Origin of the sequence: Pseudomonas neuropathica, assembly GCF_051174785.1 — a bacterium.
Taxonomy (GTDB): domain Bacteria; phylum Pseudomonadota; class Gammaproteobacteria; order Pseudomonadales; family Pseudomonadaceae; genus Aquipseudomonas; species Aquipseudomonas neuropathica_A.
The window spans coordinates 4,695,551-4,718,204 of the sequence record NZ_CP195111.1 but is presented as its reverse complement, the minus strand read 5'-3'; the positions used below and the strand labels follow the sequence as shown (position 1 = coordinate 4,718,204).

25 protein-coding genes are annotated in these 22,654 nt (G+C 56.6%); 2 read left to right on the top strand and 23 right to left on the bottom strand.

The genetic code is table 11. From position 1 onward, the window contains the following. Nucleotides 1-11: 11 nt before the first annotated feature. From ACRRSD_RS21230 to ACRRSD_RS21135, 20 genes are all read right to left on the bottom strand, one after another. Nucleotides 12-980 (bottom strand): hypothetical protein, encoded by a 969-nt coding sequence (locus ACRRSD_RS21230; protein WP_435035157.1) that lies wholly within the window; start codon nt 978-980, stop codon nt 12-14. Nucleotides 981-1,068: 88 nt separating this feature from the next. Further along, a complete protein-coding gene (locus tag ACRRSD_RS21225) occupies nt 1,069-1,425 on the bottom strand; it encodes a phage tail protein (protein ID WP_435035155.1) in 357 nt (118 codons plus the stop codon). Beyond that, entirely contained in the window at nt 1,422-1,739 is a 318-nt protein-coding gene (locus ACRRSD_RS21220; RefSeq protein WP_435035154.1) for a hypothetical protein, read from the bottom strand. The genes ACRRSD_RS21225 and ACRRSD_RS21220 overlap by 4 nt, the downstream gene beginning before the upstream one ends. Then, nucleotides 1,739-2,863: a hypothetical protein gene (locus tag ACRRSD_RS21215; RefSeq protein WP_435035153.1), complete on the bottom strand. Its 1,125-nt coding sequence runs from the start codon at nt 2,861-2,863 to the stop codon at nt 1,739-1,741. The genes ACRRSD_RS21220 and ACRRSD_RS21215 overlap by 1 nt, the downstream gene beginning before the upstream one ends. A 122-nt stretch (nt 2,864-2,985) precedes the next feature. Beyond that, entirely contained in the window at nt 2,986-3,786 is an 801-nt protein-coding gene (locus tag ACRRSD_RS21210; RefSeq protein WP_435035151.1) for a hypothetical protein, read from the bottom strand. Between the two features lie 89 nt (nt 3,787-3,875). Beyond that, nucleotides 3,876-4,124 (bottom strand): hypothetical protein, encoded by a 249-nt coding sequence (locus ACRRSD_RS21205; RefSeq protein WP_435035150.1) that lies wholly within the window; start codon nt 4,122-4,124, stop codon nt 3,876-3,878. A gap of 55 nt (nt 4,125-4,179) precedes the next feature. Continuing rightward, complete coding sequence (locus ACRRSD_RS21200) at nt 4,180-7,743, bottom strand: host specificity protein J (RefSeq protein WP_435035148.1); 3,564 nt, start codon at nt 7,741-7,743, stop codon at nt 4,180-4,182. Nucleotides 7,744-7,811: 68 nt separating this feature from the next. Next, nucleotides 7,812-8,417: a tail assembly protein gene (locus tag ACRRSD_RS21195; RefSeq protein WP_127926041.1), complete on the bottom strand. Its 606-nt coding sequence runs from the start codon at nt 8,415-8,417 to the stop codon at nt 7,812-7,814. 30 nt (nt 8,418-8,447) lie between these two features. Continuing rightward, entirely contained in the window at nt 8,448-9,053 is a 606-nt protein-coding gene (locus ACRRSD_RS21190; protein ID WP_435035147.1) for a tail assembly protein, read from the bottom strand. Nucleotides 9,054-9,080: 27 nt separating this feature from the next. Continuing rightward, a complete protein-coding gene (locus ACRRSD_RS21185) occupies nt 9,081-9,884 on the bottom strand; it encodes a C40 family peptidase (RefSeq protein WP_435035145.1) in 804 nt (267 codons plus the stop codon). Between the two features lie 2 nt (nt 9,885-9,886). Beyond that, nucleotides 9,887-10,570 carry a phage minor tail protein L gene (locus ACRRSD_RS21180; RefSeq protein WP_435035144.1) on the bottom strand — a complete coding sequence of 228 codons (684 nt, stop codon included), beginning with the start codon at nt 10,568-10,570 and terminating at the stop codon, nt 9,887-9,889. Nucleotides 10,571-10,636: 66 nt separating this feature from the next. Next, complete coding sequence (locus ACRRSD_RS21175; RefSeq protein ID WP_435035143.1) at nt 10,637-10,975, bottom strand: phage tail protein; 339 nt, start codon at nt 10,973-10,975, stop codon at nt 10,637-10,639. Between the two features lie 37 nt (nt 10,976-11,012). Beyond that, nucleotides 11,013-12,239, bottom strand: coding sequence for a phage tail tape measure protein (locus ACRRSD_RS21170; protein WP_435035141.1), 1,227 nt, complete (start codon nt 12,237-12,239; stop codon nt 11,013-11,015). Nucleotides 12,240-12,295: 56 nt separating this feature from the next. Then, the gene (locus ACRRSD_RS21165) at nt 12,296-12,550 is read right to left on the bottom strand and encodes a hypothetical protein (RefSeq protein ID WP_435038532.1); all 255 of its coding nucleotides are present in this window, start codon (nt 12,548-12,550) and stop codon (nt 12,296-12,298) included. A gap of 29 nt (nt 12,551-12,579) precedes the next feature. After that, nucleotides 12,580-12,930, bottom strand: coding sequence for a phage tail assembly chaperone family protein, TAC (locus ACRRSD_RS21160; RefSeq protein ID WP_186622071.1), 351 nt, complete (start codon nt 12,928-12,930; stop codon nt 12,580-12,582). A gap of 8 nt (nt 12,931-12,938) precedes the next feature. Further along, complete coding sequence (locus ACRRSD_RS21155; protein WP_435035139.1) at nt 12,939-13,430, bottom strand: phage tail tube protein; 492 nt, start codon at nt 13,428-13,430, stop codon at nt 12,939-12,941. Nucleotides 13,431-13,520: 90 nt separating this feature from the next. Further along, nucleotides 13,521-13,712 (bottom strand): hypothetical protein, encoded by a 192-nt coding sequence (locus ACRRSD_RS21150; RefSeq protein WP_277760837.1) that lies wholly within the window; start codon nt 13,710-13,712, stop codon nt 13,521-13,523. Nucleotides 13,713-13,736: 24 nt separating this feature from the next. After that, the gene (locus tag ACRRSD_RS21145) at nt 13,737-14,084 is read right to left on the bottom strand and encodes a phage holin family protein (RefSeq protein WP_277760836.1); all 348 of its coding nucleotides are present in this window, start codon (nt 14,082-14,084) and stop codon (nt 13,737-13,739) included. A 143-nt stretch (nt 14,085-14,227) separates the two neighbouring features. Next, on the bottom strand, nt 14,228-14,650 hold the full coding sequence (locus tag ACRRSD_RS21140; protein WP_435035138.1) for a tail fiber assembly protein: 423 nt from the start codon (nt 14,648-14,650) through the stop codon (nt 14,228-14,230). 604 nt (nt 14,651-15,254) lie between these two features. Continuing rightward, entirely contained in the window at nt 15,255-15,989 is a 735-nt protein-coding gene (locus tag ACRRSD_RS21135) for an XRE family transcriptional regulator (RefSeq protein ID WP_007908821.1), read from the bottom strand. A gap of 211 nt (nt 15,990-16,200) precedes the next feature. Between ACRRSD_RS21135 and mutS the strand changes: the two genes are divergently transcribed. Then, nucleotides 16,201-18,783 (top strand): DNA mismatch repair protein MutS, encoded by a 2,583-nt coding sequence (gene mutS / locus ACRRSD_RS21130; protein WP_435035137.1) that lies wholly within the window; start codon nt 16,201-16,203, stop codon nt 18,781-18,783. A gap of 163 nt (nt 18,784-18,946) precedes the next feature. Next, nucleotides 18,947-19,270, top strand: a complete 324-nt coding sequence (fdxA, locus tag ACRRSD_RS21125) for a ferredoxin FdxA (protein ID WP_007908827.1) — start codon at nt 18,947-18,949, stop codon at nt 19,268-19,270. Between the two features lie 526 nt (nt 19,271-19,796). Here fdxA and rpoS read toward each other — a convergent pair. The 3 genes from rpoS to ACRRSD_RS21110 all read right to left on the bottom strand — a co-directional run bounded on the left by rpoS (nt 19,797) and on the right by ACRRSD_RS21110 (nt 22,643). Continuing rightward, the gene (rpoS, locus tag ACRRSD_RS21120; protein ID WP_038357938.1) at nt 19,797-20,807 is read right to left on the bottom strand and encodes an RNA polymerase sigma factor RpoS; all 1,011 of its coding nucleotides are present in this window, start codon (nt 20,805-20,807) and stop codon (nt 19,797-19,799) included. 106 nt (nt 20,808-20,913) lie between these two features. Further along, nucleotides 20,914-21,795 carry a peptidoglycan DD-metalloendopeptidase family protein gene (locus ACRRSD_RS21115; protein WP_435038531.1) on the bottom strand — a complete coding sequence of 294 codons (882 nt, stop codon included), beginning with the start codon at nt 21,793-21,795 and terminating at the stop codon, nt 20,914-20,916. Nucleotides 21,796-22,007: 212 nt separating this feature from the next. Next, the gene (locus ACRRSD_RS21110) at nt 22,008-22,643 is read right to left on the bottom strand and encodes a protein-L-isoaspartate(D-aspartate) O-methyltransferase (RefSeq protein WP_171057346.1); all 636 of its coding nucleotides are present in this window, start codon (nt 22,641-22,643) and stop codon (nt 22,008-22,010) included. Between the last annotated feature and the right edge of the window lie 11 nt (nt 22,644-22,654).

Below are 22,654 nucleotides of genomic sequence, written 5' to 3'. Positions count from 1 at the left end.
CAGGGACCCGACTAAAACCATCTGCCGATGGCGAGGCAGTCAAAGGCGACTATGGACGCGTCGGTCTCAATGAACTGACCAAGACTGAAAACACAGATGCTGGCAAAACCAGAATTTCTGCTGTAAGCACCGACGCTGGTCACTTGTTTCGCCACACCCAGGACACCCACCAGATTTGCGGTGACGAATCCCGGTGCAACAAAGGTCATCGGATAAGTCCAGTTGAAGCCCATGTTGGACGGGTTGTTGAACGCGATGCCACCTCGGCCGTAGAGCGTGCAAATCAGCGTGCCGTCGGCAAACTTGATGTACTCACCATTGGCATTGGTGCCACGTTCGATGATTGCTCCTGTTGCAATGCCTTTGTCCTGGCTGACCGTACCAACCAACGCGGCGACAGCAGCGCTTCCCAGACCAAGGCCCGCTCGGGCGGCGGCCGGAGTGTTTCCGCCTGTTCCACCTCTCGCTACCGGTACCACAGCGTCTGACGCAACAGCACCAAGCCCAAGCGCCAGGCGAGCCGACGCGGCATCCGTCGCACCGGTGCCGCCACGTACGATGGGCACAATGGTGTCGGTTGCGACTGCACCCAGGCCAAGGCCCTGGCGAGCAGAAACAAGATCCGTTCCTCCGGTGCCGCCATTTCGCACCGGTAGGACATCGAAACCACTCGCGTCACCTAGTGCTGCCAGCTTCGGGCCGTACTGAACGTTAAGGTTGTTGAATGCATCGGCCAGTGCTTTGGGATACCCCTGCACCGGCATGATCGAATAGGACGCGTCGTTTGCCGTTGCGCCTTGGTAAGCCGGGGTGATCGACAACAAGACCGGACTGGCGATATTGCTCACTTCATACTGTCGTCCATCAGGTCCGACGAAGGCATCGCCCACCCGGACGTTAGTCACGAAATCAACGTTGAGGCCAATGACCGCGGGCGAATTGTTGGTGACATTGACCGAACCTGTTCTAAGCCATGGCATGGTGCAGTCCTTTTTTAAGCGAAAAAAAACCGCACTCGGCGGTATGGGTGTTCAAGATGACTCGATCAGGTAGCTGTCAGAAAGCCAGTCAGCCCGGCGGCAGGACCGAATCAACCATAATTACCGGAACATCGGGCTGGACAGGCCACTCTGGCGTCACGGGCCAGGCAGCTTGTGTGCTCACTTTGCCCAAGCTGAACTTGTAGGCTTTCCACTGTTTCAGGTTGGCAAGCAGTGCTTGCTGTTCCGCCTCATCTTCAGTCGTCGCCTCCCCCAGATCGATGCCGTAACCGAGGGTTTCGATCCGATCCTGAATGCGAGCGACCTGCGCTGCAGCCACCTCGTTTTTGCTCTTGATCAGTGCTTGAGCTTCGGTCAATCGTGCTGCGGCAGCCGCTGTCTCTTTCATGGCTTTGGTGATCAATTGCGACCAGTCGATATTCATACTTCAACCTCCTTTTGCGGCAAAGGCTGTGGCAATGCCACGTCACCTTCGGGAATATCGATCAGGTCTTCGGGAAATGCTTGCGCCTGGCTGTAATGGGCGGGAATCGGCAACAACAGATGAAGCGTCAGTTGCCCTTGCTCGCGAGTAACGTCACCCACGAACCATTCAGATTTGATCGCGCCTTGTGGCAACGTATCACCGTCGCAGAGCAGCGAGAAATCGAACGCTTCACCGTTGATGGTGAGCACGTCACCCGATTTGTAAAGTGCCAGAGAATCCTCTCTGCGCTGTGGAGACAAAACAATATTCATCAGTACCACCTCCCGATGGCGATCAGGTTAATTTGGGCAGCCGCGGCTACGTTTGTGGTTGCCATAGCACGCCACCCCCCCCAATTGTTAAGCGCTGGGGGAATCCAGGCACTGGCGAAAATGCAGTCCGCGTGTACGGCCCCTATGGCCCCCGACGTAACTGTAGGCACCGATGCATAAGCCGAAGGAAACGGGCCGGGAGCATAGGCATCACTACCGAACAGAGCGCCCACGGCGTACGTGCCGGTTGAGTTGGTGGGGATAACTCTCCAGCAAACAAGGGTGCCATCTGCAAACTTGGTGTATTCACCGTTGCCGTTGGCCCCCCTCTCGATGATCGCTCCCGTGGGGGCTCCTGCCCCTGAAACGACGCCGAGGATGTTGTTCTGCCGATAAACCATGCGCCAAGGGCCGAACACCCCCGTGCCGTATTGATCTCGCTCCCAAGTGCGTAAAGTGCCACCGCCTGCGGTGCCGTTGACTTCGTGCCAGGCCTGATGAACCGGCTGACCAGCGTACTTGATGGTGTCCATCAAACCGTAAGGGGATCCCGTCGGTTTCACCCCGGTTGCGGTGTTAATGACAAAACAGCGTCCTGCCGGAACAGCCGCGGTGTCGTCGATGTTGCCGGTATAGACCGGGGGGTTCCCTCCAATGCCGAACGCGCCGACCTGCATGACGCGGCCAGCTGTTGCATCGCTGGGAGTCGTTTGAAGAGTGGCTGTTGCGGCAGAACCCAGTTCCAGGGCAGCCCTCGCAGCTGCAGTTGTCACGCTGCCGGTTCCGCCTTTTGAAACGGGCAATACTTCGTAGTTGCCGGTGCTCCCAAGTGCAGCGAGTTTTGCTCCAGCCTGATTGACAAAAGTTCGCAATTGGTCAGCCGAGTCTTTGACATAGCCCTGCATAGGGGCCAGCGTGTATGCACCATTGCTGGTGTCCCCCTTGTACTCCGGTGCGATGGACAGTGCTGTATCACTGGCGATATTGACGACCTCGTACCATCCGCCATCAGGCCCTCGAAAAGCATCGCCCACACGACTATTGGCGATAAATGCCGTACCGTCTCCCAATACGGAAGTTGAATTCCGGACAACAGAAACTGTTCCAGCCTTGTACCATGGCATAGATATCTCCAGTAACGAACAAACATTAATTACTCAGCACTTGCGCTCTCAAAGGCAAATGCTGGAACTTAGTCTTAAATGCAAAAAATCTAAAATCACCTTCGCCAGCAGTTTAACTTTATTCAACCAAACGGAATCGGAAGGGACGCTGTTTGAATAATCAAAGCCGTAGGGTATTTGTCCGTTGCTACTCCGCCATAACTTATCCCGGCAGGTACCCCACCTCCGGCCATTGCTCGGGAGTCCGTCGTTCCGGCTGAAGCTCCAAACATGAAGCTGATTCCTCCCGTACGACCATATGCGCCTTCCAAAACTGCATAAGCTGCAGCATCACCTTGATATCCAGAGCTGAAATCCATGATGCTCGACCCTCTGGACCATGGGAGAAAGACAGCATACTCAATGCCTGGCGTCATAGGCACATCAAAAATACAATCGGCCTGCGGCACTCTATAGTCGGGAGGTATTCTCAGCTGTCGCCTCTGGGTTCTCCCCCCTTGGTAAAGGAAATAATACCGGCCGGCCTGCGTACGAGGATCGGGCGGTGGAGCCGTATATTGACCAATCACATTCAGCGGTGCTTGCAGAGAGTTGAACGTTAATGTTCGATCATCGTTATAGATTTTCAGAAATGTTGTTCCAGCAATATTATCGGACATCAAATCGAAACAATAATATCGGGTATCAGCACTCGCGTTCGAATAGAGAAACGTGATGGTATTGCCTGATCGCTGGGATCCGTTCAGGGTTCCCGACCCCACAAGAAACACAATCGGATTACGTGCATTATTCAAAGTAAAACCGAACAGATTGTCACCCTTATCTTGAGCAACATTTTGCACTGGATACCAGTTCGAGCCTTGTGACGGGTCAAGCTGGGCCGACCTTAGCTGTCTGCGTGACCACGACTGCTGGTAAGTCATGTTTCCACTTTTCACGAGTCCGTAAGATATCTTTGTAGTATCAAAGAGCATCTGACCGTTATCTTTATATACAGTTAAGCCCGTCATACCTAATAGTACCCATAGAAGATCCTGGCATTGGCCGCAAAGAAGCCCCAGCCACTGGTGACAAAACGATAGTTCCACGACAGCACATTAGACGACAGTGTGACGCCCGGCAGATGGCCCGCCTCTCGCTGCATGTCAACCAGTGGAACAACTCCGAAAAATCGGGTTTTCCCGGCGGGCGGTGGAGGAATGGCGACAGAACCATTTAATCCCCCAGTGTCGACATAACCTTGATCCTGACTAATATTCATAGTCATATCGACCAGGAGCGCTCCCGTAGGACTTCTAATTATTAGTCCCGTCATTTCAGACACTCATATCAATGGCCAGAACACCGTTAGGATGGAAGAGCTTCACACTACTTGGAGTTATCGCAATTCTGCTTGATCCCGCGCCCTGCCCATTCATTTCAAAACCACCGCTTTTATTGATGGCCCACCCGGATTTGCCTGGCACGTAGTTAGTTGAGGCAATGTACTCACCAATTTTGGCATTGGTGATAGTGCCGTCCTGAATGAATGCATCTCTAATAAAGGTCTGGCCACCACTCACCGCAAACGGAGACACCGGTACGCCATTTGCCAGATTCAATAACATAAACGTATCGGCGCGCACGACGAATTGTGACGAAACGCCAGAAGGATCGACCTGCAGCCCCAAACCAAACGACGCAGCATATTTTTGGCCACCCGCCGTCGTATCCATCTTCACCGACCACATCGTCGATAACTTGCCATTGGTATCGGCAATGGCACTTGAGGCTTGCTGAACGGCTGCAGTGTTTTGTCCCACGGACACGTTCAACTGTTCAAGCTTGGTCGCCGTGGCCGAGCTATTGGTTGTTACAACTTTCTCGAGCGACTGGATACTTGCCGCGTTATCTCCAATGCTTGTTTCCAGTGTAGAAACGCGTTGGGCAGTGGCTTCGTTCTGGGAAGCCCGGACACTGCTTTCCGTAGCGATGGCTGCCGTACTGGTCCAGCCTTTGAGGGCATCTGCCAGTTCACCTTCCCCATTGTCGTCCCGGGAGGATGCTCGTAACGCCTGGAATGCCGCGGCTTGAGCCGTTACTTCGCCGTCGATCTTGCTGATATCGGCGGTGTTGGTCTCAACTTGTTGAACCAGTCCAGTGGCAGTCTCGACTGTTTGCCCTACATCGACCCAATACTCGGCATTCGGTGGCGGCAGGTTGATCGGCACTGGCCCTTTGGCCTGATACAGACGATCGCCAAGACGAACAATTGCGTATTTCGCATAGCTCTTGGCCGAGTCGTAAGCTTCATCCAGCGAATCAATCTGATTCTGCAATCCCGGAATTTTCTCGATCTCGGTGAGCAGGTCTTTGCCCAATTCCGTCTGCGAAACTTTGCCAGCGAGCAGGTCAAGAATCGGTCCAGCCTCCGAACTGGCCTGCCCCTGCACGCCATTACCGGTCGGATACCAAGGCCCGATATTGCCCGTGCGGTCAACCAGCCTCGCCCAGAAGAAGAACGATGCGCCAGCCAACAGGCTCTGCATGGTGTAATCACTTTGCGGATACGCCAGATCCGTCAGCTTGGCAGCCGTCTCAAGGTTTGGCGTCGGCCCGTACCAGACCTCTGTTCGCTGTGTGTCCTCGGCACCCGAGGGAAACTCCCACTTCAGGCCGATACCGAACAGCAGGCTGTCAGCCTTGAGGAAAGTCACTGAAGGCGGTGGCGTGGTTTTCCCGGACAGTTGCGTTTCCACCGAAGTCGCATAGATCGAACCGATGTCCAGCGCGTTGATGGCTCGCACTTTGGCCACGTAACGCCCGGCATAAATGCCGCGTACCTCCATCGACGAACCACCGGTTCGACCGGCAAACACCCATTCGCTTTCGTTCTTGCGCCAATAAACCTCATAAGCGATAGCGTTGGCCGGTCGCGCCCATTCGATGGTCATGACACCGACTGCACTGCCCTGATCGACGAAGTGGTTATTACTGATCGTGACTGAAGTCGGTGGCGCCTGAACGCCTGGCGGTATGACCGTGACAGGGGGGCGTTCGATGCGGGAGCCGTTGTCGATCGCGCCGTACTTGCTCGGCACATGTTTGACTGCACTGATGCTGTACTTGATTTCAGTGTCGGTGAAGTCTTCAGCAATCGACAACACGCGAAATTGCTGTGCGGCCAGGGAAGCGGAATCAATGGCCCACATCGACTGCGCCGGTGGCAACTCGCTCAAGGGCTGAGCCAGGATCACACGTTGAGCCTGGTCGCTGATGCTCACTGACTTGATCACGCGGGAAACGGCTTTACCCGTCGGCATGACCAGGGTGAGCGTATCACCAGCTTCGGCGGTCACGTGGGCATCCAGGGTCAGCGTATCGAGTGTTGCACCACGCAGGCGGCCACCAATCCGTCTGCCGGCACGGTCGTTGTCAGCCACGCGGATAATTTGTCCCGGACGCGCGAGTGTCCCGTCCAGACCGACGGAGAAAGTGACACTTTCAGTTTCCAGGCGATTGGTCAGCAGTGCCCATTTACCGATGCGCTGGGCCTGAGCCTGAGACGTGCAACCGGTAGCGGTGATCTCAGTCTGCTGTACACCATAGCGAGCGACGCCCTCTGCATCATCGACGTATTGAACCTTCTGTCGGTAGAAGTCCGTCGGATCATTCCAACTGACCAGCGCCACGCTGAAACGGGTCTTTTTCGCCGACCCGCCATAGACGAACTTGCCGCCAATGACGTTGCCGTTGGAGTAGGTGTACACCGGGTCTTCCGGCATGTCGGCCACCGCCATGACCGAACCCGCCCCCCAATATGACATGCCACGAAACGTAGTAGCCAGATCCTGCAAAACCTTCAGGGCATCGGCACGCACCGACAGATACAGGTTGCAGGTGAAGCGCGGTTCAGTCCCGCCCTTTCCGTCGGAGACAGGCTGATCGCAATACTGACCGATGCGGTACAGCTCCCATTTATCGACCTGACCGGCATTGAGCAAATGGCCCAGGCCATAACGTGGATGCAGCAGCAGGTCGTAGTAAATCCACGCCGGGTTGTCGGTCCAGGCCGATTTGAACGTACCGTTCCAAATGCCGTTGTACGTGCGGCTCTGCGGGTCGTAGTTGCTCGGCACCCGAATGATCCGTCCCAGCAATTCAAACGAACGCGACGGTATCGACTGGAACTGGGAGGCGTCGAATTGCAAACCGATGATCGCCGAGCCGGGATAGCGCAGCTTGGCGTCAATTACCTCCGTACTCGATTCGACACTGGTGGTGTCGGCAATGGCGCCGCTGGTGGAGTTAGGGGTCAAACGGCGTACTCGCACGGTCCAACCGCTTTTGGCCGCAGGCAGATCGATGCGGTGCGATCGCTCGTACTTGGTGGTGGTTTTGCCACTGAACGCAGACGCCAGTACCTCGACGAAGGCACCGCCATCGGTGGCCAGATCGATCGCGTATTTGACTGTATAACCGTTAGTGTCGCCGTTGCTGGTATTGGTCTGCGCCAGTCGCGCCACCGCCAGACGAATCCGCACAGCCGACAGTTGCAGGTTGGTAAAGGCCTTGGTCCACGGTTGATCACTACGCAGCTCGACCGATGCGACCGTCTCGTTTTCCACTGCGGGAAAACCGGGGATATGTGCCTGATCCTGGCTACCGGTACGAACATCCAGCGTGACACCATTGAAGTTCAGGCTGCCGTCGTCGTTGGCCAGCGGTGTTTCATCCAGAAACACCGAGCGGGAATCATTTTTCAGACCGACAATCTCGCCTTCGCTGACGAGATCGAGGATACGAGCGTAAGCCGTGCTTTGCAGGCTGTCTGGCGCCTCCACGGAGGGGCGCGGCTTGGCGCCGCCACCTTTGCTGCCAGCGAGAGTGAGGTCAGTCATGGCTTTCCTTCAGGCGAAATAAAACCCGCACAGGGCGGGTTGGGTGGACGTCAATAAAAGATCGAACGCTAGAGTTGATCCTGCGCGTAGATACCAGCGCTGATCACGGAACTGCCGACGACCAACTGGCCATACAGCAGACCGACCGGGTTACCTTGGGCGCTGGTGTTGACCGGGCCGTTGAAGCTGTAACTGGCGCGATTGGCGGGGCTGTCCTGAGCCCCCAGGCCTTTGGCTTGGGGGGACAGCATTTGCAAAACGCCACCGATCACCATGGCGGTTCCCATTTGGTACAGAAAAGGTGAAGCACCGGCGAATGGTGTAAATGACAGAACGAAAGCGGCAGCAATCATCACGCTGCCGACAATGGTTTGGAGTGATCCTGCGCGCTTTGACCCTGCGATGACTGGCACAATTCGCAGCACCTCTTTGCCGGTTGGCTTACCCAGTTCATCTTGCGAAAGATTTTCTCGACCATTGAACAGCGCAAACCGAAGCCCTTTGCCAGCGCTTTCGTTCATATACCTTTCGAAACCGGGGAATTGCTTGAAGTAGCCCATGACATCCCGAAACCCTCCGGAAGTTGTCACGCGATGCTTGCGCCCAAACAATCGTGCCAGGGATCCGGATAACAGGACCGTCTGAATTTTTTGTTGATCTGTTTGCATTGCCATAGTTTTCTCCGGCAGTGAAAAAGCCGCTCGCTACAGTTGATCCTGCGCGTAGATCCCGGCACTGATCACTGCGCTGCCGACAATGGCCTGGCCGTAAAGCAGACCCACAGGGTTACCTTGAGCACTGGTATTGGTGGGGCCGTTGAAACTGTAGCTGGCTCGGTTGGCAGGGCCGTCCTGGGTGCCCAGGCCTTTGGCTTGTGGAGAAAGCATCTGCATAACGCCACCAATCACCATGGATATCCCTACAGACCCCACTGCACCCCAGGTACCGCCAGCGGCAATGCCTGCAAAACCACCGGTGAAAAATGTTGCTGCGGCGATCAATACGACCCCGACAACCGTCTGCAATGAGCCCGCTCGCTTGCTGCCAATAACCACTGGCGCAATACGAATATCCATCGTGCCACTTGGCGCTTTGAGCCGGTCATGGCCAATGTTGTCGTGCCCCAGGAAAACAGAGTACGTAAGCCCCCGGTCCCTGGACTCCATCAGAAAGCGCTCAAATCCCGGAACCAGAATGCACAAGGCATGAATGGCTTCCGCGGCGTTGTTCACAGCCAGCCGGTGCACGCGACCAAAGCTGGCACCCAAGGTGCCATAAAGGCGAATAGTCCTAAGTTTTTGCTGATGCATTTCACAGCTCCAGGAGAAGACCTCCAGTCAGGTTTCAGTCATTGAGTCAGGGGGCTGGTGATGCGAAATTTTCGATTGATGCCGCCAACAGCTCACTGTCACTTCTGTCCAGTATCCGCCGTAGGTATCGCGCCGGCTGTCTCGCCCATAAAGGTGATGCAGGATTGAACCCGGCGCGGGGAAGCGATCGGGATCAGTCTTGAGTACGCCATCTTCAAGATAAATGGCGGCATGGTTGGGCACCGGCGAACGAATTTGCATCAGCACGATATCGCCCTGCTGCAATTGGCTGACCTGTTCAAAACCAGCGGCGGGCAGGTTCTCCAGATAGAGATTTGCGCCCTTGTCCCACCAGCCGTCCTCGCGGTCATAGTCACCGAGTTCGATACCCATTTCCCTTCGGTAATAGTCAAGAATGATGCTCAGGCAATCATGTACACCGTGGACGAATGCGCGCCCAATCAAGGGCGCCAGATATCCACTGGGTGTGATGGTGACCAGTTCACCCTTGTGAACTTGCCCTTCATCATCCTTGCGCACTTCGAGAATGTGCCACGGTAACCCAGAGGCTTCACAAGAGACCCGGTCTGCCTCACTGGCCGTCGCCGGATAATCAGGATGGCTGTGAACGACGGCGATGATCTCGCCGCACTCCTCGGCCGCTGCGTAGTCTTGTGGTGCCAGACGAAAGTGTTCACTGGGCGTCGTTGCAGTATTGCGGCACGGCACATAACGTTGTCTGCGTCCCTCGCGAATCAGCAAACCGCAGCATTCGTCGGGATACTGCGCGATGGCATGACGCTCGATGGCGGCCAGCGTGGTCTTGTTCATGATCAGCTCCGAATCAGACCCGCCGCCGGAAATGAGCCGTATGGCAGTGGATTGTTTTCGCCAAAACGCAGCTTGCAGCTGCTCAGGCGGCCACCGCACTTGTCCTTGGCCGCGTCGCTGACGATCACGTCATTGGCATCCGCCACAGGACCGCCGTTGTAGCCGCAGTACGGACCGCGATAACCGCCACAACTGAGCCACCAGCAGACATTGGCAACGATTTGCCGACGCGGCAGTTGTACGCCGTTGAAGTCCAGCGCACTGGCGAGTTCGAACTTCACCACTTCACTGTCTTCACTGACTTTGCGTTCGATGTACCAGACATCTGGCGGCAGTTCTTCTTCGGGATCGGCTTCAGGCTGACCATCGAGGTACTTGCCCAACGTGCGATGACGGATCAGCCGCGCCCCGACCAGATCATCGAAATACAACACCAGAGCAGTGATGAAACCACCGACGTTACCGACCGAAAGCGATGGAGTCGGTTGTGTGCCTTGCCCGGTCATTTCAAAGCCTTCGGCCTGAATGGGCCAGGGTGAATACTCCAGGCCTTGCCAGAAAATCGAGGCTTGCTGTGGATAGCCGTGAAAGCGATATAACTCGGCGCCGAGGCTGGTGGCATCGAGTTCAAACAGCTCGACCCAGGCCCCCGGTTCCAGCGCCTGGATATCTGCAGTAATGGACATTTGAATCTCCGGGCAAAGAAAACCCCGCACAAGGCAGGGTGGTTTTGGCGTCAGGCGTATCCCGTTTTACGGGTGAAATGCCTGCTCGAATGTGGCTAGCAAGGTGTAGAGACCTGCTCCCATTGGAGTCGGTTGATAACCTTTGCAGCGATAGAGGGCCGGCTCGCTCAACGGTGCCGTCCAGTAAAAAGGCGCGGCTCCGGCGTGACGATCAAGAAACTGCACAATGGATCTGATCCGCGCCTCGTCACCGACGAAGGTCAGCGGCCAGGATTGTGTTTTGTTGTTGATACCGTCTTCGGCCACTTGTTGATAGCCATCACCAAACTTCGCCGACTTGAGGCGAAACTCGACATTGCCGACAGGCTCTACTTTTGGAAGCCAGCTGAATGTTTCCGTGCTCATGTTTCCTCCGGGCGTGAGTGGTTGCAGCCGCTGATCGTCAGCGGCCGTTAATGGCGGACCAGATCTGTCCACCCGGTTTAAGGTCACGAGCAATCTGTTCGGCGGCACCCAGTTTGGCGGCACCGGCGTAGGCCTTGGCGACGGTTTGCGAGTTCATGTCGCCTGCTACGCTCCCCCCCGAACTGTCGCCCACATTGATTGTTTGCTGGATGACTACCTGATGGTTGCTGTGACCGCCCAATGCGCCACCCTGCACCTGCACGCCGAGGGAGCCATCGGAACCTCGACTGAGCGGCATGATGGCTTCTGCTCCGGCTTCGCCGAACATGGCCATCGGCGCCAGGATCGGCCCCGTGGCAACGCCGTTTGTAAAGGCCCCCCCCTTGGCGAATCCGGTGTATTTGAAATCCGACCCAAGCGATAAAGCCGGGTTGAAGATGGTGGTGTCCGCCCCTACTCTGGCGGTCGTCACCCCAGGTGCGCTACCACCACCAAACAGCGACGTCGCCGCCGTTCCGACCAGACCGAACAACGAACTCAGACCTTTGGACATCGCTGTTTGAGCGGCCAGCTTGGCCATGTCTCCAAGCACCGATTTGGCAAAATCGGAAAACGAAAACTTGCCTGTCAGCGCAAATGTCGACACCGCATCGCCCATGGTGTTGAACGCGTTGGTAAACACTGCCTTGGATTTGGCTGCAACATTGTTGGTGCTGGTCAGGTAATCATCCCAGGCCGAAGTGGCCCCATTGATCCAATTGCCCTGAGCCTCGGTCATCGACTCATAATTGCTTTGAACCTGAAGAGTCATTGAGTCGTGCTCGGACTTCAACGCCGCCAGTCGAGTGCCGTAGTCGGCACTGTCTTGAGGCGCAACACCTCCAGACACAGGAGTATCCAGCGCTTTTCGCGAGACTGCATATTTCTGGTCGATTTCACTCAACGCTTTCGCACGCTCACCTTCCCGTGAGCCCATTCCAACAAGTGCGGCAGACAATGAGCCATCGCGCCGCAACTTGTCGAAGTCGTTTGAATAGTTGACTTGCTTACTGGCTTGCTCCTGAACATCGACATAAGTAGCGATATTGGCTTGGGCAATCGAGCTGGCTGACGTATGCAACGTCACGCCGATTTTCTTTGCTGCGTCCTCGATCTGCTTTTGCATCTGGCGCAGCTTTTGTTCAGTGATACGTGACGCCTGAGTCCAGGCTTGTTCAAGGCCGTCCAGGTTCGGCGTCAAACCCGCTGAGGAAGTAACTGCCATGTGCATTTCTCCGGGCTATGAAAAAACCCGCCGAAACGGGTCATGTAGTTGTCTGCCTATCGCCATTGCTCAATCGCGCGTTCAAGGGAGAGCCCCTGACGCTGCTCATGGGGCATGAAGTCCAGCAGTTCTGCGAGGCCACCGCCCAGCCGGTGAGTCTGTAGCGCGACCATCGCACTACCCGCCTCCAGCCGCCTACCGGTATGAAGCGAACCATATCGATCGATATAGCGGCCCCACGCCAGAGCTTCATGGTAGGTCATGCGCTCCTTGGCTTCGACAATCGTCCGGCCGCCGATTCCGTTAAGCACCAACTCGTGCCAGAACTCATCGGCGGCAGTCAGTTTTTTGCTGCGTGACCACCCGTGCCATTCACCTCATTGACTGCATTGAGCATCAGAAAGCCCAGGGCGGGCTCAAGACTGTAGGCATCGTCGTAGGAGAGCGCTTCCGTGCCCTCGGCCCCCAAAGACACCGAAGCGGCGATATAGCTCGCATTTCGGCTCTGCTCGTTTTCGCCTTGAGCAAACAGCCGCTCGATGACGCCAAACGACTGTCGGCGAATATGCAAAGTGAAGGTATCCGTTACTTCCTTGCCCGATTTGCTGTCCAGATGCGTCCAGCTCACATCTTTGCGGACGAGCTGAGCATCGACGATGCCGCCCTTGGCTTTAAGTTGTTTGAGGTTCATGACGTCTCTCAGGCTTTCTTGATCCAGGCGGAACCGCCGGTGCGTTGAATCGTGACAGTGGTCGTGACCACAGCATTCAGCGCGAAATTGAATGGGAAGTCCGACACATAACCGTCGAACGAAAACCAGGTACGGGTCGTTGGCAGCTCAAAGTCATTGCCTTGAGTATTCACGGTGGGCACTACACCCTTGCCATCGGACCAACCCACCACCCATTTGATACCGGTGTCGCCATCGGTTTCGGAGAGTTGATGCAGGCGAATGTGACTGGCATTGGTAGGATCGGCGTTGAGGCCCAGACTGGCGGTACCAGGGGTACGCAGACCTTTTTTATAGGTGCGCGCCTCAGCATCGAGACTGGTGTCCTCAATCTGTTCCGCTGGAGCACCACCCGGATCAAAAGACGTGGCGTGTTCAATTTCCAGAACAGTGTGAGGACCGGTACCGGTAGTTGGCGGCACCAGGGCGAAAATTTGCGTACCTTGGGTGAGGATCGACATATAACGTTCTCCAATGAACATAAAAAACCCGCAAAAGCGGGGTGGGTTGTGTTGTTTGTTTTGGGGACGACCTGAAAGACACGAGGTGGATCAGGGCGCAGGCGTACCATCAAGGTAGGGAGGCGCATTCGGATCTGGTTCCCGACTCTTGATCAGATCCACCAGAGCCTGATTGCTCTGCGCCAATAATCGGATAGAAGCATTCAGCGCTGCCTGGCCGTCAGTCTGAACTTGCAGCGCCGCGACCAGCCTGTTGATTGCGGCCAGATCTTCGTCATTCATCGTCAATAGTTCTCTTCGAGAGGATCATTTATCGGTGGGGGAATCGCGCGACGGTACTTCGCAGACACCAATGCGCTTGGCAGCCCAACGTTCATAGAGGCCGATAGCTACGTCAGCACCGGCCATCGCGGTCAGGCAACCGAACGCGCCGGCGGCCCAGATCGAAAGTCCTGCGGCGTACAGCAGCATGATCGCCGACACACCGCAGATCATGCAGGCGCCGGAGCGCAAGGCCAGTCGCCGCAGCAGCGACCAGCCGCGGGCACCTTCCTTGTCGGCGCGCCACATTTCGCCGGACACCCCGCCGACGACGGCAAGGAGGATGACCAGCCAGATCGGCATGTCCGCCAACGCTTGTTGCTCGCTTGTCATGTCACGCCTCCCGGGGGTGATTGATGAGTGATGTGTGTTGGGTTCAATCGTTTTCTCTTGAGGTAGGCATTCCAAAAAGCCCGGCGCGGGAGCCGGGCTTTTCAGTAATGCACTCCAGACTTGGTTACGGCGGGTATGCCGAATCAGAACGGAGCGACTGGCCAATTGATCGTCGGGAATGTGTTTTGCTCGGTAACTTCGCTGACGGCAACGAAGTACTGCTTATAGGCGATCAACGCCGACTCGTCCGCTGGAGTGGCGATGCCGAGGTCCGACTTGTATTGCAAAGGGTTAAACATCAACCAGCGCTCGGCTGCATCAAAACGTTGTTGCATGCGACCCGTGGTGATCAGTTGTTGCTCGAGGGGAGTAGCCGCAACATATTCATCTCCAGCGGGGCCCCAGGTGATTTTCATTCCCGACTGAGCAGTGTCGTTACCGGTGATATCCCGCCATGCGGCATAGGGTTCATTTGCCGGCACAGCCGGCGCGTCTCCCTCAGTGTCGACGACCTGAAGAATCACGGTGTAACCCATTACGGTGGTTGCAAGTGCGTAACGATTCATTCCAATTCCCTTTTTTGATGAGTTCTGAGCAAACGCTGTGGGTTATGCCTGTCAGTGCGGAGCGACAGGCCAGACCAGTTAATAAAGATTCATTTCGTCTTGCTGGGTTTGTTGTTAGCGATAAACATCGCGATGAAATTAGGCAGGCATTCCAAAAAGCCCGGCGTTAAGCCGGGCCTTTCAGTAATGCGCTCCTTCGCCTTCCTTCAAATCCTGTGTTCAAGAAGGAAGCTGACTTTTCGGCGCTACTGGCGCGGTACGAGTCCATTCAGATTGTTTTTCCGACCGCGGTCCCTGCCCGCCGGATAACTGCTTCTGGTGCTTTACGCTGCACACCCGGGTCAGTTGCCAACCCTCTGAACCGTTGAGGCCGGTTCATCGCTGCCTGTTCTTATGGAACTAAAGAGCTTTCTTGCCAGCCGCTTTGTCGAGCGGCTTGGTGGCAATAATATGCATGTATGCATATCCAGTCAATGCGCAAATGCATTTATTTATGCACTAGAAATGCGTAGATGCATGAAAGCCCCGCTACTCAAGGGTTTGGCGGTTTCATCAAGGCGAAAAAAAACCCGCCAATGGGCGGGTTTGTCTGAAGAGGGTCGGGTTAGCGGGCGTACATGCCCCACCAGAAGACGTGACCGAGGATGACGATCTGCTCTTCCTGGATTTCCTGGAAGCTGTAGTCCTCGTCCGGATGTTCATCGCGATTGAAGCTGCGCAGACGGATACCCGTCGGCAGGCGGTAGAGCTGCTTCACGCGCAATTGGCCGTTGTGATTGATCGCGTAAAGGTCGCCATCAATGATGTCGCCGATGCCGCACTTACCGGCGTTGACGCCGACGGTGGCACCATCACGCAACACCGGCAACATGCTGTTGCCGCGCACTGTCACGCATTTGGCCTGGTCGAACTGCACACCGTTATGGCGCAGGCTGCGCTTGCCGAAGCGCAGGCTAGAGCGTTCGCTCTCTTCGATGACGAATCTTCCTGATCCAGCAGCCAATTCAACCTCGCGAAGGAACGGTACCGACACTTCGTCATCATCGACAGGCGTATCGTCGTCCCACAGCATTATGTCCTTGAGTTCCGCGTGTACGTCATCACGCGCGGCACCCGCCGACGGCGCGACATCCGCGCGCCCGCGCAATTGATCGGTGCTCACGGCGAAGTACTCGGCGATCTTCGAGATATGTTTATCCGAGGGATCGACGATCTTCCCGCTGAGAATCCGCGAGAGAGTGGATTGAGGCACGCCGGTGCGACGGTGGAGCTCCGTGGGGGAGATCCCGTGCTGGTCGAGCAGTGCTCTTAAGACGGAGGCTACGTTGCGTTTTTGCATAACGCGCATAGTGCTTGAAGTTATTCGCGAAGACAAATGCTGATTTGCATAAATCGTGCATAAACACACTTTTTGATGAAGAAACCCGTCACCCGGCTGCGATGCCTGCGTCCGACAGACTGCCCATGGTAACCTTGCGCCCATCGCGGAAAAGCCCGGCTGATGCCCCCGCTTTTGCCCTACATCTTTTAACGAGTTGCCTGACAATCCGATGAATAAAGCCGTCTCCGACCTGTCCTCCCACACTCCGATGATGCAGCAATACTGGCGCCTGAAGAATCAGCATCCGGACCAGCTGATGTTCTATCGCATGGGCGACTTCTACGAGATCTTCTACGAAGACGCGAAGAAGGCGGCCAAGTTGCTCGACATCACCCTGACCGCGCGCGGACAGTCGGCGGGGCAGGCGATTCCGATGTGTGGCATTCCTTACCACGCGGCGGAAGGCTATCTGGCGAAGCTGGTGAAGCTTGGCGAGTCGGTGGTGATCTGCGAGCAGGTCGGTGACCCGGCGACCAGCAAAGGCCCGGTGGAGCGTCAGGTCGTACGGATCCTGACGCCGGGTACGGTCAGCGATGAGGCCCTGCTCGATGAGCGCCGCGACAACCTGATTGCAGCGCTACTGGGTGATGAGCGCCTGTTCGGTCTGGCCGTACTGGACATCACCAGCGGCAACTTCAGCGTTTCGGAAATCAAAGGCTGGGAAAATCTGCTGGCGGAACTGGAGCGGATCAATCCGGTTGAGTTGCTGATCCCGGATGACTGGCCAAGGGACCTGCCAGCGGAAAAACGCCGTGGCGTCAGTCGTCGTGCGCCGTGGGATTTCGAGCGCGACTCGGCGCTGAAAAGTCTTTGCCAACAGTTTTCCACTCAGGACCTGAAAGGCTTCGGCTGCGAGAACCTGACCCTGGCCATCGGCGCCGCCGGTTGCCTGTTGGCCTACGCCAAGGAAACCCAGCGCACCGCCCTACCCCATTTGCGCAGCCTGCGCCACGAACGTTTGGATGACACCGTGGTGCTGGACGGCGCCAGCCGCCGCAATCTTGAACTCGACACCAATCTGGCCGGCGGCCGCGACAACACCCTGCAATCGGTGGTCGATCGCTGCCAGACCGCCATGGGCAGCCGTTTGCTGACCCGTTGGTTGAATCGTCCGCTGCGCGATCTGACCGTGCTGCTGGCGCGCCAGACTTCGATCACTTGCCTGCTCGATCGCTACCGTTTCGAAAAACTGCAACCGCAGCTCAAGGAAATCGGCGACATCGAGCGGATTCTCGCGCGGATCGGCCTGCGCAACGCGCGTCCTCGTGATCTCGCACGGCTGCGCGACGCCCTTGGCGCACTGCCTGAACTGCAAGTGGCCATGACCGACCTGGAAGCGCCGCACCTGCAAGGTCTGGCGACCACCACCAGCACTTACCCGGAACTGGCGGCGCTGCTGGAAAAAGCCATTATCGACAACCCGCCTGCGGTCATCCGTGACGGCGGCGTGCTGAAAACCGGTTACGACAGCGAACTCGATGAACTGCAGTCGCTGAGCGAAAACGCCGGTCAGTTCCTCATCGATCTGGAAGCCCGCGAGAAAGCCCGCACCGGCCTGAGCCACCTGAAAGTTGGCTATAACCGCATTCACGGCTACTTCATTGAACTGCCGAGCAAGCAGGCCGAATCGGCGCCAGCGGATTACATTCGTCGGCAGACGCTGAAAGGCGCCGAACGCTTTATCACGCCGGAACTGAAAGAATTCGAAGACAAGGCGCTGTCGGCCAAGAGCCGCGCCCTCGCACGCGAGAAGATGCTTTACGAAGCGCTGCTGGAAGACTTGATCAGCCAATTGCCACCGTTGCAGGACACCGCTGGCGCACTGGCCGAACTCGACGTGTTGAGCAACCTCGCCGAGCGCGCGCTGAACCTCGACCTGAACTGCCCACGTTTCGTCAGCGAGCCGTGCATGCGCATCTCCCAGGGTCGTCACCCGGTGGTCGAGCAGGTGCTGACCACGCCGTTCGTGGCCAACGACCTCAGTCTGGATGACAACACGCGCATGCTGGTGATCACCGGCCCGAACATGGGTGGTAAATCCACCTACATGCGCCAAACCGCACTGATCGTGCTGCTGGCGCATATCGGCAGCTTCGTGCCGGCCGCCAGTTGCGAACTGTCGCTGGTCGACCGCATTTTCACCCGTATCGGTTCCAGCGATGACCTCGCGGGCGGCCGTTCGACCTTCATGGTCGAAATGAGCGAGACCGCCAACATCCTGCACAACGCCACCGAGCGCAGCCTGGTGCTGATGGACGAAGTCGGTCGCGGCACCAGCACCTTCGACGGTCTGTCGCTGGCGTGGGCTGCGGCGGAGCGCCTGGCCCATCTGCGTGCCTATACGCTGTTCGCTACGCACTACTTCGAACTGACCGTGTTGCCGGAAGCCGAGCCATTGGTGGCCAACGTCCACCTCAACGCCACCGAGCACAACGAACGCATCGTGTTCCTGCACCACGTGCTGCCCGGCCCTGCCAGCCAGAGTTACGGGCTGGCAGTGGCGCAATTGGCCGGTGTACCGAGCGAAGTGATCGTGCGTGCCCGCGAGCACTTGAGCCGACTGGAAGAAACCGCTTTGCCGCATGAAGCGCCGAAACCTGCGGCCAAGGGCAAACCGGCGACGCCACAGCAAAGCGACATGTTCGCCAGCCTGCCGCATCCGGTACTCGATGAGCTGGCTAAACTGGATCTGGATGACCTGACCCCGCGTCGTGCGCTCGAAATGCTCTATGCATTGAAGAACCGGATATAAGCACTGAAGAAGCGGATATAACGCAAACGGCTTCAAGCTGTTAGAATCTCGCGCGGTTTGGGATGCTGCTGGCTAATAGCCTGGCCAGCAGGTATCGCTCCCGAACCTGGCGACCCCAACCGTGAAGGGGCAACGCTGCCGCCGCCTGAGGAGAAAATTAGAAATGACCTTCGTCGTCACCGACAACTGCATCAAGTGCAAGTACACCGACTGCGTAGAAGTCTGTCCGGTGGACTGCTTTTACGAAGGCCCGAATTTCCTGGTGATTCACCCGGATGAGTGCATCGACTGCGCCCTGTGCGAACCGGAATGCCCGGCCGTAGCCATTTTCTCCGAGGACGAAGTTCCGGAAGAGATGCAGGAATTCATTCAACTGAACGTTGAACTGGCCGAAATCTGGCCGAACATCACCGAGAAGAAAGAATCGCTGCCGGATGCCGAAGAGTGGGATGGTGTCAAAGGCAAGATCAAAGACCTCGAACGCTGATCTGCCACGCGCTCGAATGAAAAGGCCCCTTGCGGGCCTTTTTGCTGTCCTGCGTTTACTTTTTTGCGGGCAAAAAAAGGGGCGGTATGACCCGCCCACATTTTTTCCCTATTCCCTGTATTCCTTTTCATCGTCCTGATGAATCGCGTCCTGCGATGTCCGTTCCCCTCTTCCTTGAAGGGCGTGTCTGTCCGTCGACACAACCCAGATACTAAAGAGTTCCCGGCCAAAAGCAATCGGCTCCAGAGACCAAAAACAGCTGTAATAAGCACTTCACATTAAAAAATAAATAAACAAATCAACAAGTTAAAAAGCGCCATCGGTGGCGATCGACGTCTACCGTACTGTAAAAATAGTGAACACTTACGAAAGAGTAAGCCAAGGCTTACACCGCGAGACTACAAACGATGGAATTGCCAACCGTACGTCCGGCAATGAAGCGGGTGGCATGGGATAACCAACAAATCCATGCCAACAAAAAGCCCCGAACCAGTCGGGGCTTTTTGCAGGCGGGCGTATGAGGCGCTTACTGAAACAGCGACTCGCTCGACAGGCCATTCTTCTCGAGGATTTCACGAAGGCGCTTGAGGCCCTCCACCTGGATCTGCCGTACCCGTTCCCGGGTCAGACCAATCTCCAGGCCTACGTCTTCCAGCGTGCTGCTCTCGTGACCGCGCAGGCCGAAGCGGCGTACAACTACCTCGCGCTGCTTGTCGGTCAGCTCCGACAGCCATTGATCAATGCTCTGCGACAGGTCGTCATCCTGCAGCAGTTCGCACGGATCGGTCGGACGATCGTCGGTAAGGGTGTCCAGCAGGGTTTTATCCGAATCCGGACCCAGCGAGACGTCGACCGAAGAAACCCGTTCGTTCAGGCCGAGCATGCGCTTGACCTCGCCCACCGGTTTCTCCAGCAGGTTGGCGATTTCTTCGGGTGAAGGTTCGTGGTCGAGCTTTTGCGTCAGCTCCCGTGCAGCACGCAGGTACACGTTGAGCTCCTTGACCACATGGATCGGCAACCGGATGGTCCGGGTCTGATTCATGATCGCGCGCTCGATGGTCTGACGAATCCACCAGGTCGCGTAGGTCGAGAAGCGGAAGCCGCGCTCGGGATCAAACTTTTCCACCGCCCGGATCAGCCCGAGGTTGCCCTCTTCGATCAGATCCAGCAGCGACAGCCCCCGATTGACGTAACGCCGGGCGATTTTGACCACCAGCCGCAGGTTACTTTCAATCATGCGCTTGCGCCCGGCCGGATCGCCACTCTGCGACAAACGCGCAAAATGAACTTCTTCCTCCGGGGAGAGCAATGGGGAAAAGCCGATTTCGTTGAGATACAGCTGCGTGGCATCAAGTGCCCGCGTGTAGTCGATGTACTTATGTTGTTTAAGTGAAGCGGAGTGTTTGGATTTGGAACGAACGGAAGGTGGAGCAGCCCCTTCATCATTCGACATCGAAGATTCCGAATCGATGCCGGTCTCCATAAGGAGAACCTCATCGTCGATGTCAAACTCCGGCACTTCTTTACTGAGAGCCATTGTTATAGTCCTTTGGTGAGTTCGACCCCAAGCTCAAGCGACGCCTTTATCCTTGGCAGCGCTGGAGCCTGTCCCCTCTACGCGACGGAACAGGCTGGCTTACAAATCAACGTCTTGGCAGGAACTGCAGTGGATCTACAGGTTTACCTTGGCGGCGAATCTCAAAATGCAGTTTCACCCGGTCTGTACCCGTTGACCCCATTTCGGCAATTGTCTGTCCGACCTTGACCTGCTGTCCCTCCCGAACCAACAGCCTGCGATTATGTCCGTAGGCACTGACGTAGGTTTCGCTGTGTTTGATGATGACTAATTCGCCGTAGCCCCTTAAGCCACTTCCGGCGTATACCACCGTCCCATCAGACGCAGCTAAAACAGGCTGTCCCAAATCTCCGGCGATATCAATTCCTTTATTCAAACTACCGTTTGAAGAGAATTTTCCAATCAGAATGCCATTAGATGGCCATCCCCAGCCGGTCGGGGCCGGGCCTGCTGGAGGCAGCGGAGCGGGTGCCGATTTGTTGGCGACGGACGGTGCAACCCCCGCCGAACCGCCCGTAGAACCGGTGGTTGTGGTGGTCGTCGTGCCATTTGCCTGGCGCCGGATTACCGTGGTTTTACTCGACGAAGAAGGCGAAGTACTGCTGTTGCTCACCACCGCCGTCGGCGTTGAACCGGTACGGCCATCGAAGCGAATTGTCTGACCCGGATGGATCGTGTACGGCGTAGGAATATTGTTCCGGGCAGCGAGGGCTTTGTAGTCCCAGCCGTAGCGAAACGCGATCGAAAACATCGTATCGCCGGGACGGACTACATACTGTCCGGTCGTCACGGTAGGACGCTGGGCCACCGCGTTGTTGCGATCGACTACCCGGACATTGCTCGATTTGGTGCTGGAGCAACCGACCAGCAAGGTGCTCAAGACAAGGCCAGTCACCAGGCGCTGAAAGCTCGTGTTACCCATACGCTGCGCAATGACTGTGAGACTCACCCGCCGCTCCCTTTGTGGTGGCTGAAAAATGTGAAATGCCGGATTTCGACATGAGGTGTCGCCAGTATAACGGGCCGGATCGGCTTTACCTTTAATGAAGCGAAATCGCTTCGCGCACACGTTTGCAAGTTGAAAGTCTGCTGCGTTTAAACCATCGCTGTCGGCGTAAGACACAGACGAACGAAAGGAATTCAGCGCACGTAAACAAATGCTCAGGCCAGTGGCCCGTTGAGCAACGGCACGAAACGAACTGCCCCCAGAACGTGTCGGGAAAAGCCATTTTCCTCACGTACGATCAGCAACAATTGCTGCACTTCTCCGGAGCCTACCGGAATCACCATGCGCCCGCCCGGAGCCAGTTGATCGAGCAAGGCTTGCGGTACATCCGTGGCCACGGCGGTGACGATAATGCCGTTATAAGGTGCCAGTGCCGGCCAGCCTTCCCAGCCATCGCCCCAACGGAACACAACGTTGCGCAGGTTCAGCTCGACCAGGCGCTCCTTGGCGCGATCCTGCAGCACCTTGATGCGCTCAACCGAGAAGACTCGCTCGACCAGTTGCGACAACACGGCGGTCTGGTAACCGGAACCGGTACCGATCTCCAGCACTTTATCCAGTGGCCCGGCCTCCAACAGCAGCTCGCTCATGCGTGCCACCATATAAGGCTGGGAAATCGTCTGGTTATTGCCGATCGGCAGAGCTGTGTCTTCGTAAGCGCGGTGTGCCAGTGCCTCGTCGACGAACAGGTGACGCGGTGTACGCCGAATCACTTCCAGCACCTTGGCGTTGGACACACCCTCTTCGTACAGACGCTGGATCAGACGCTCGCGGGTACGCTGGGACGTCATGCCGATGCCGC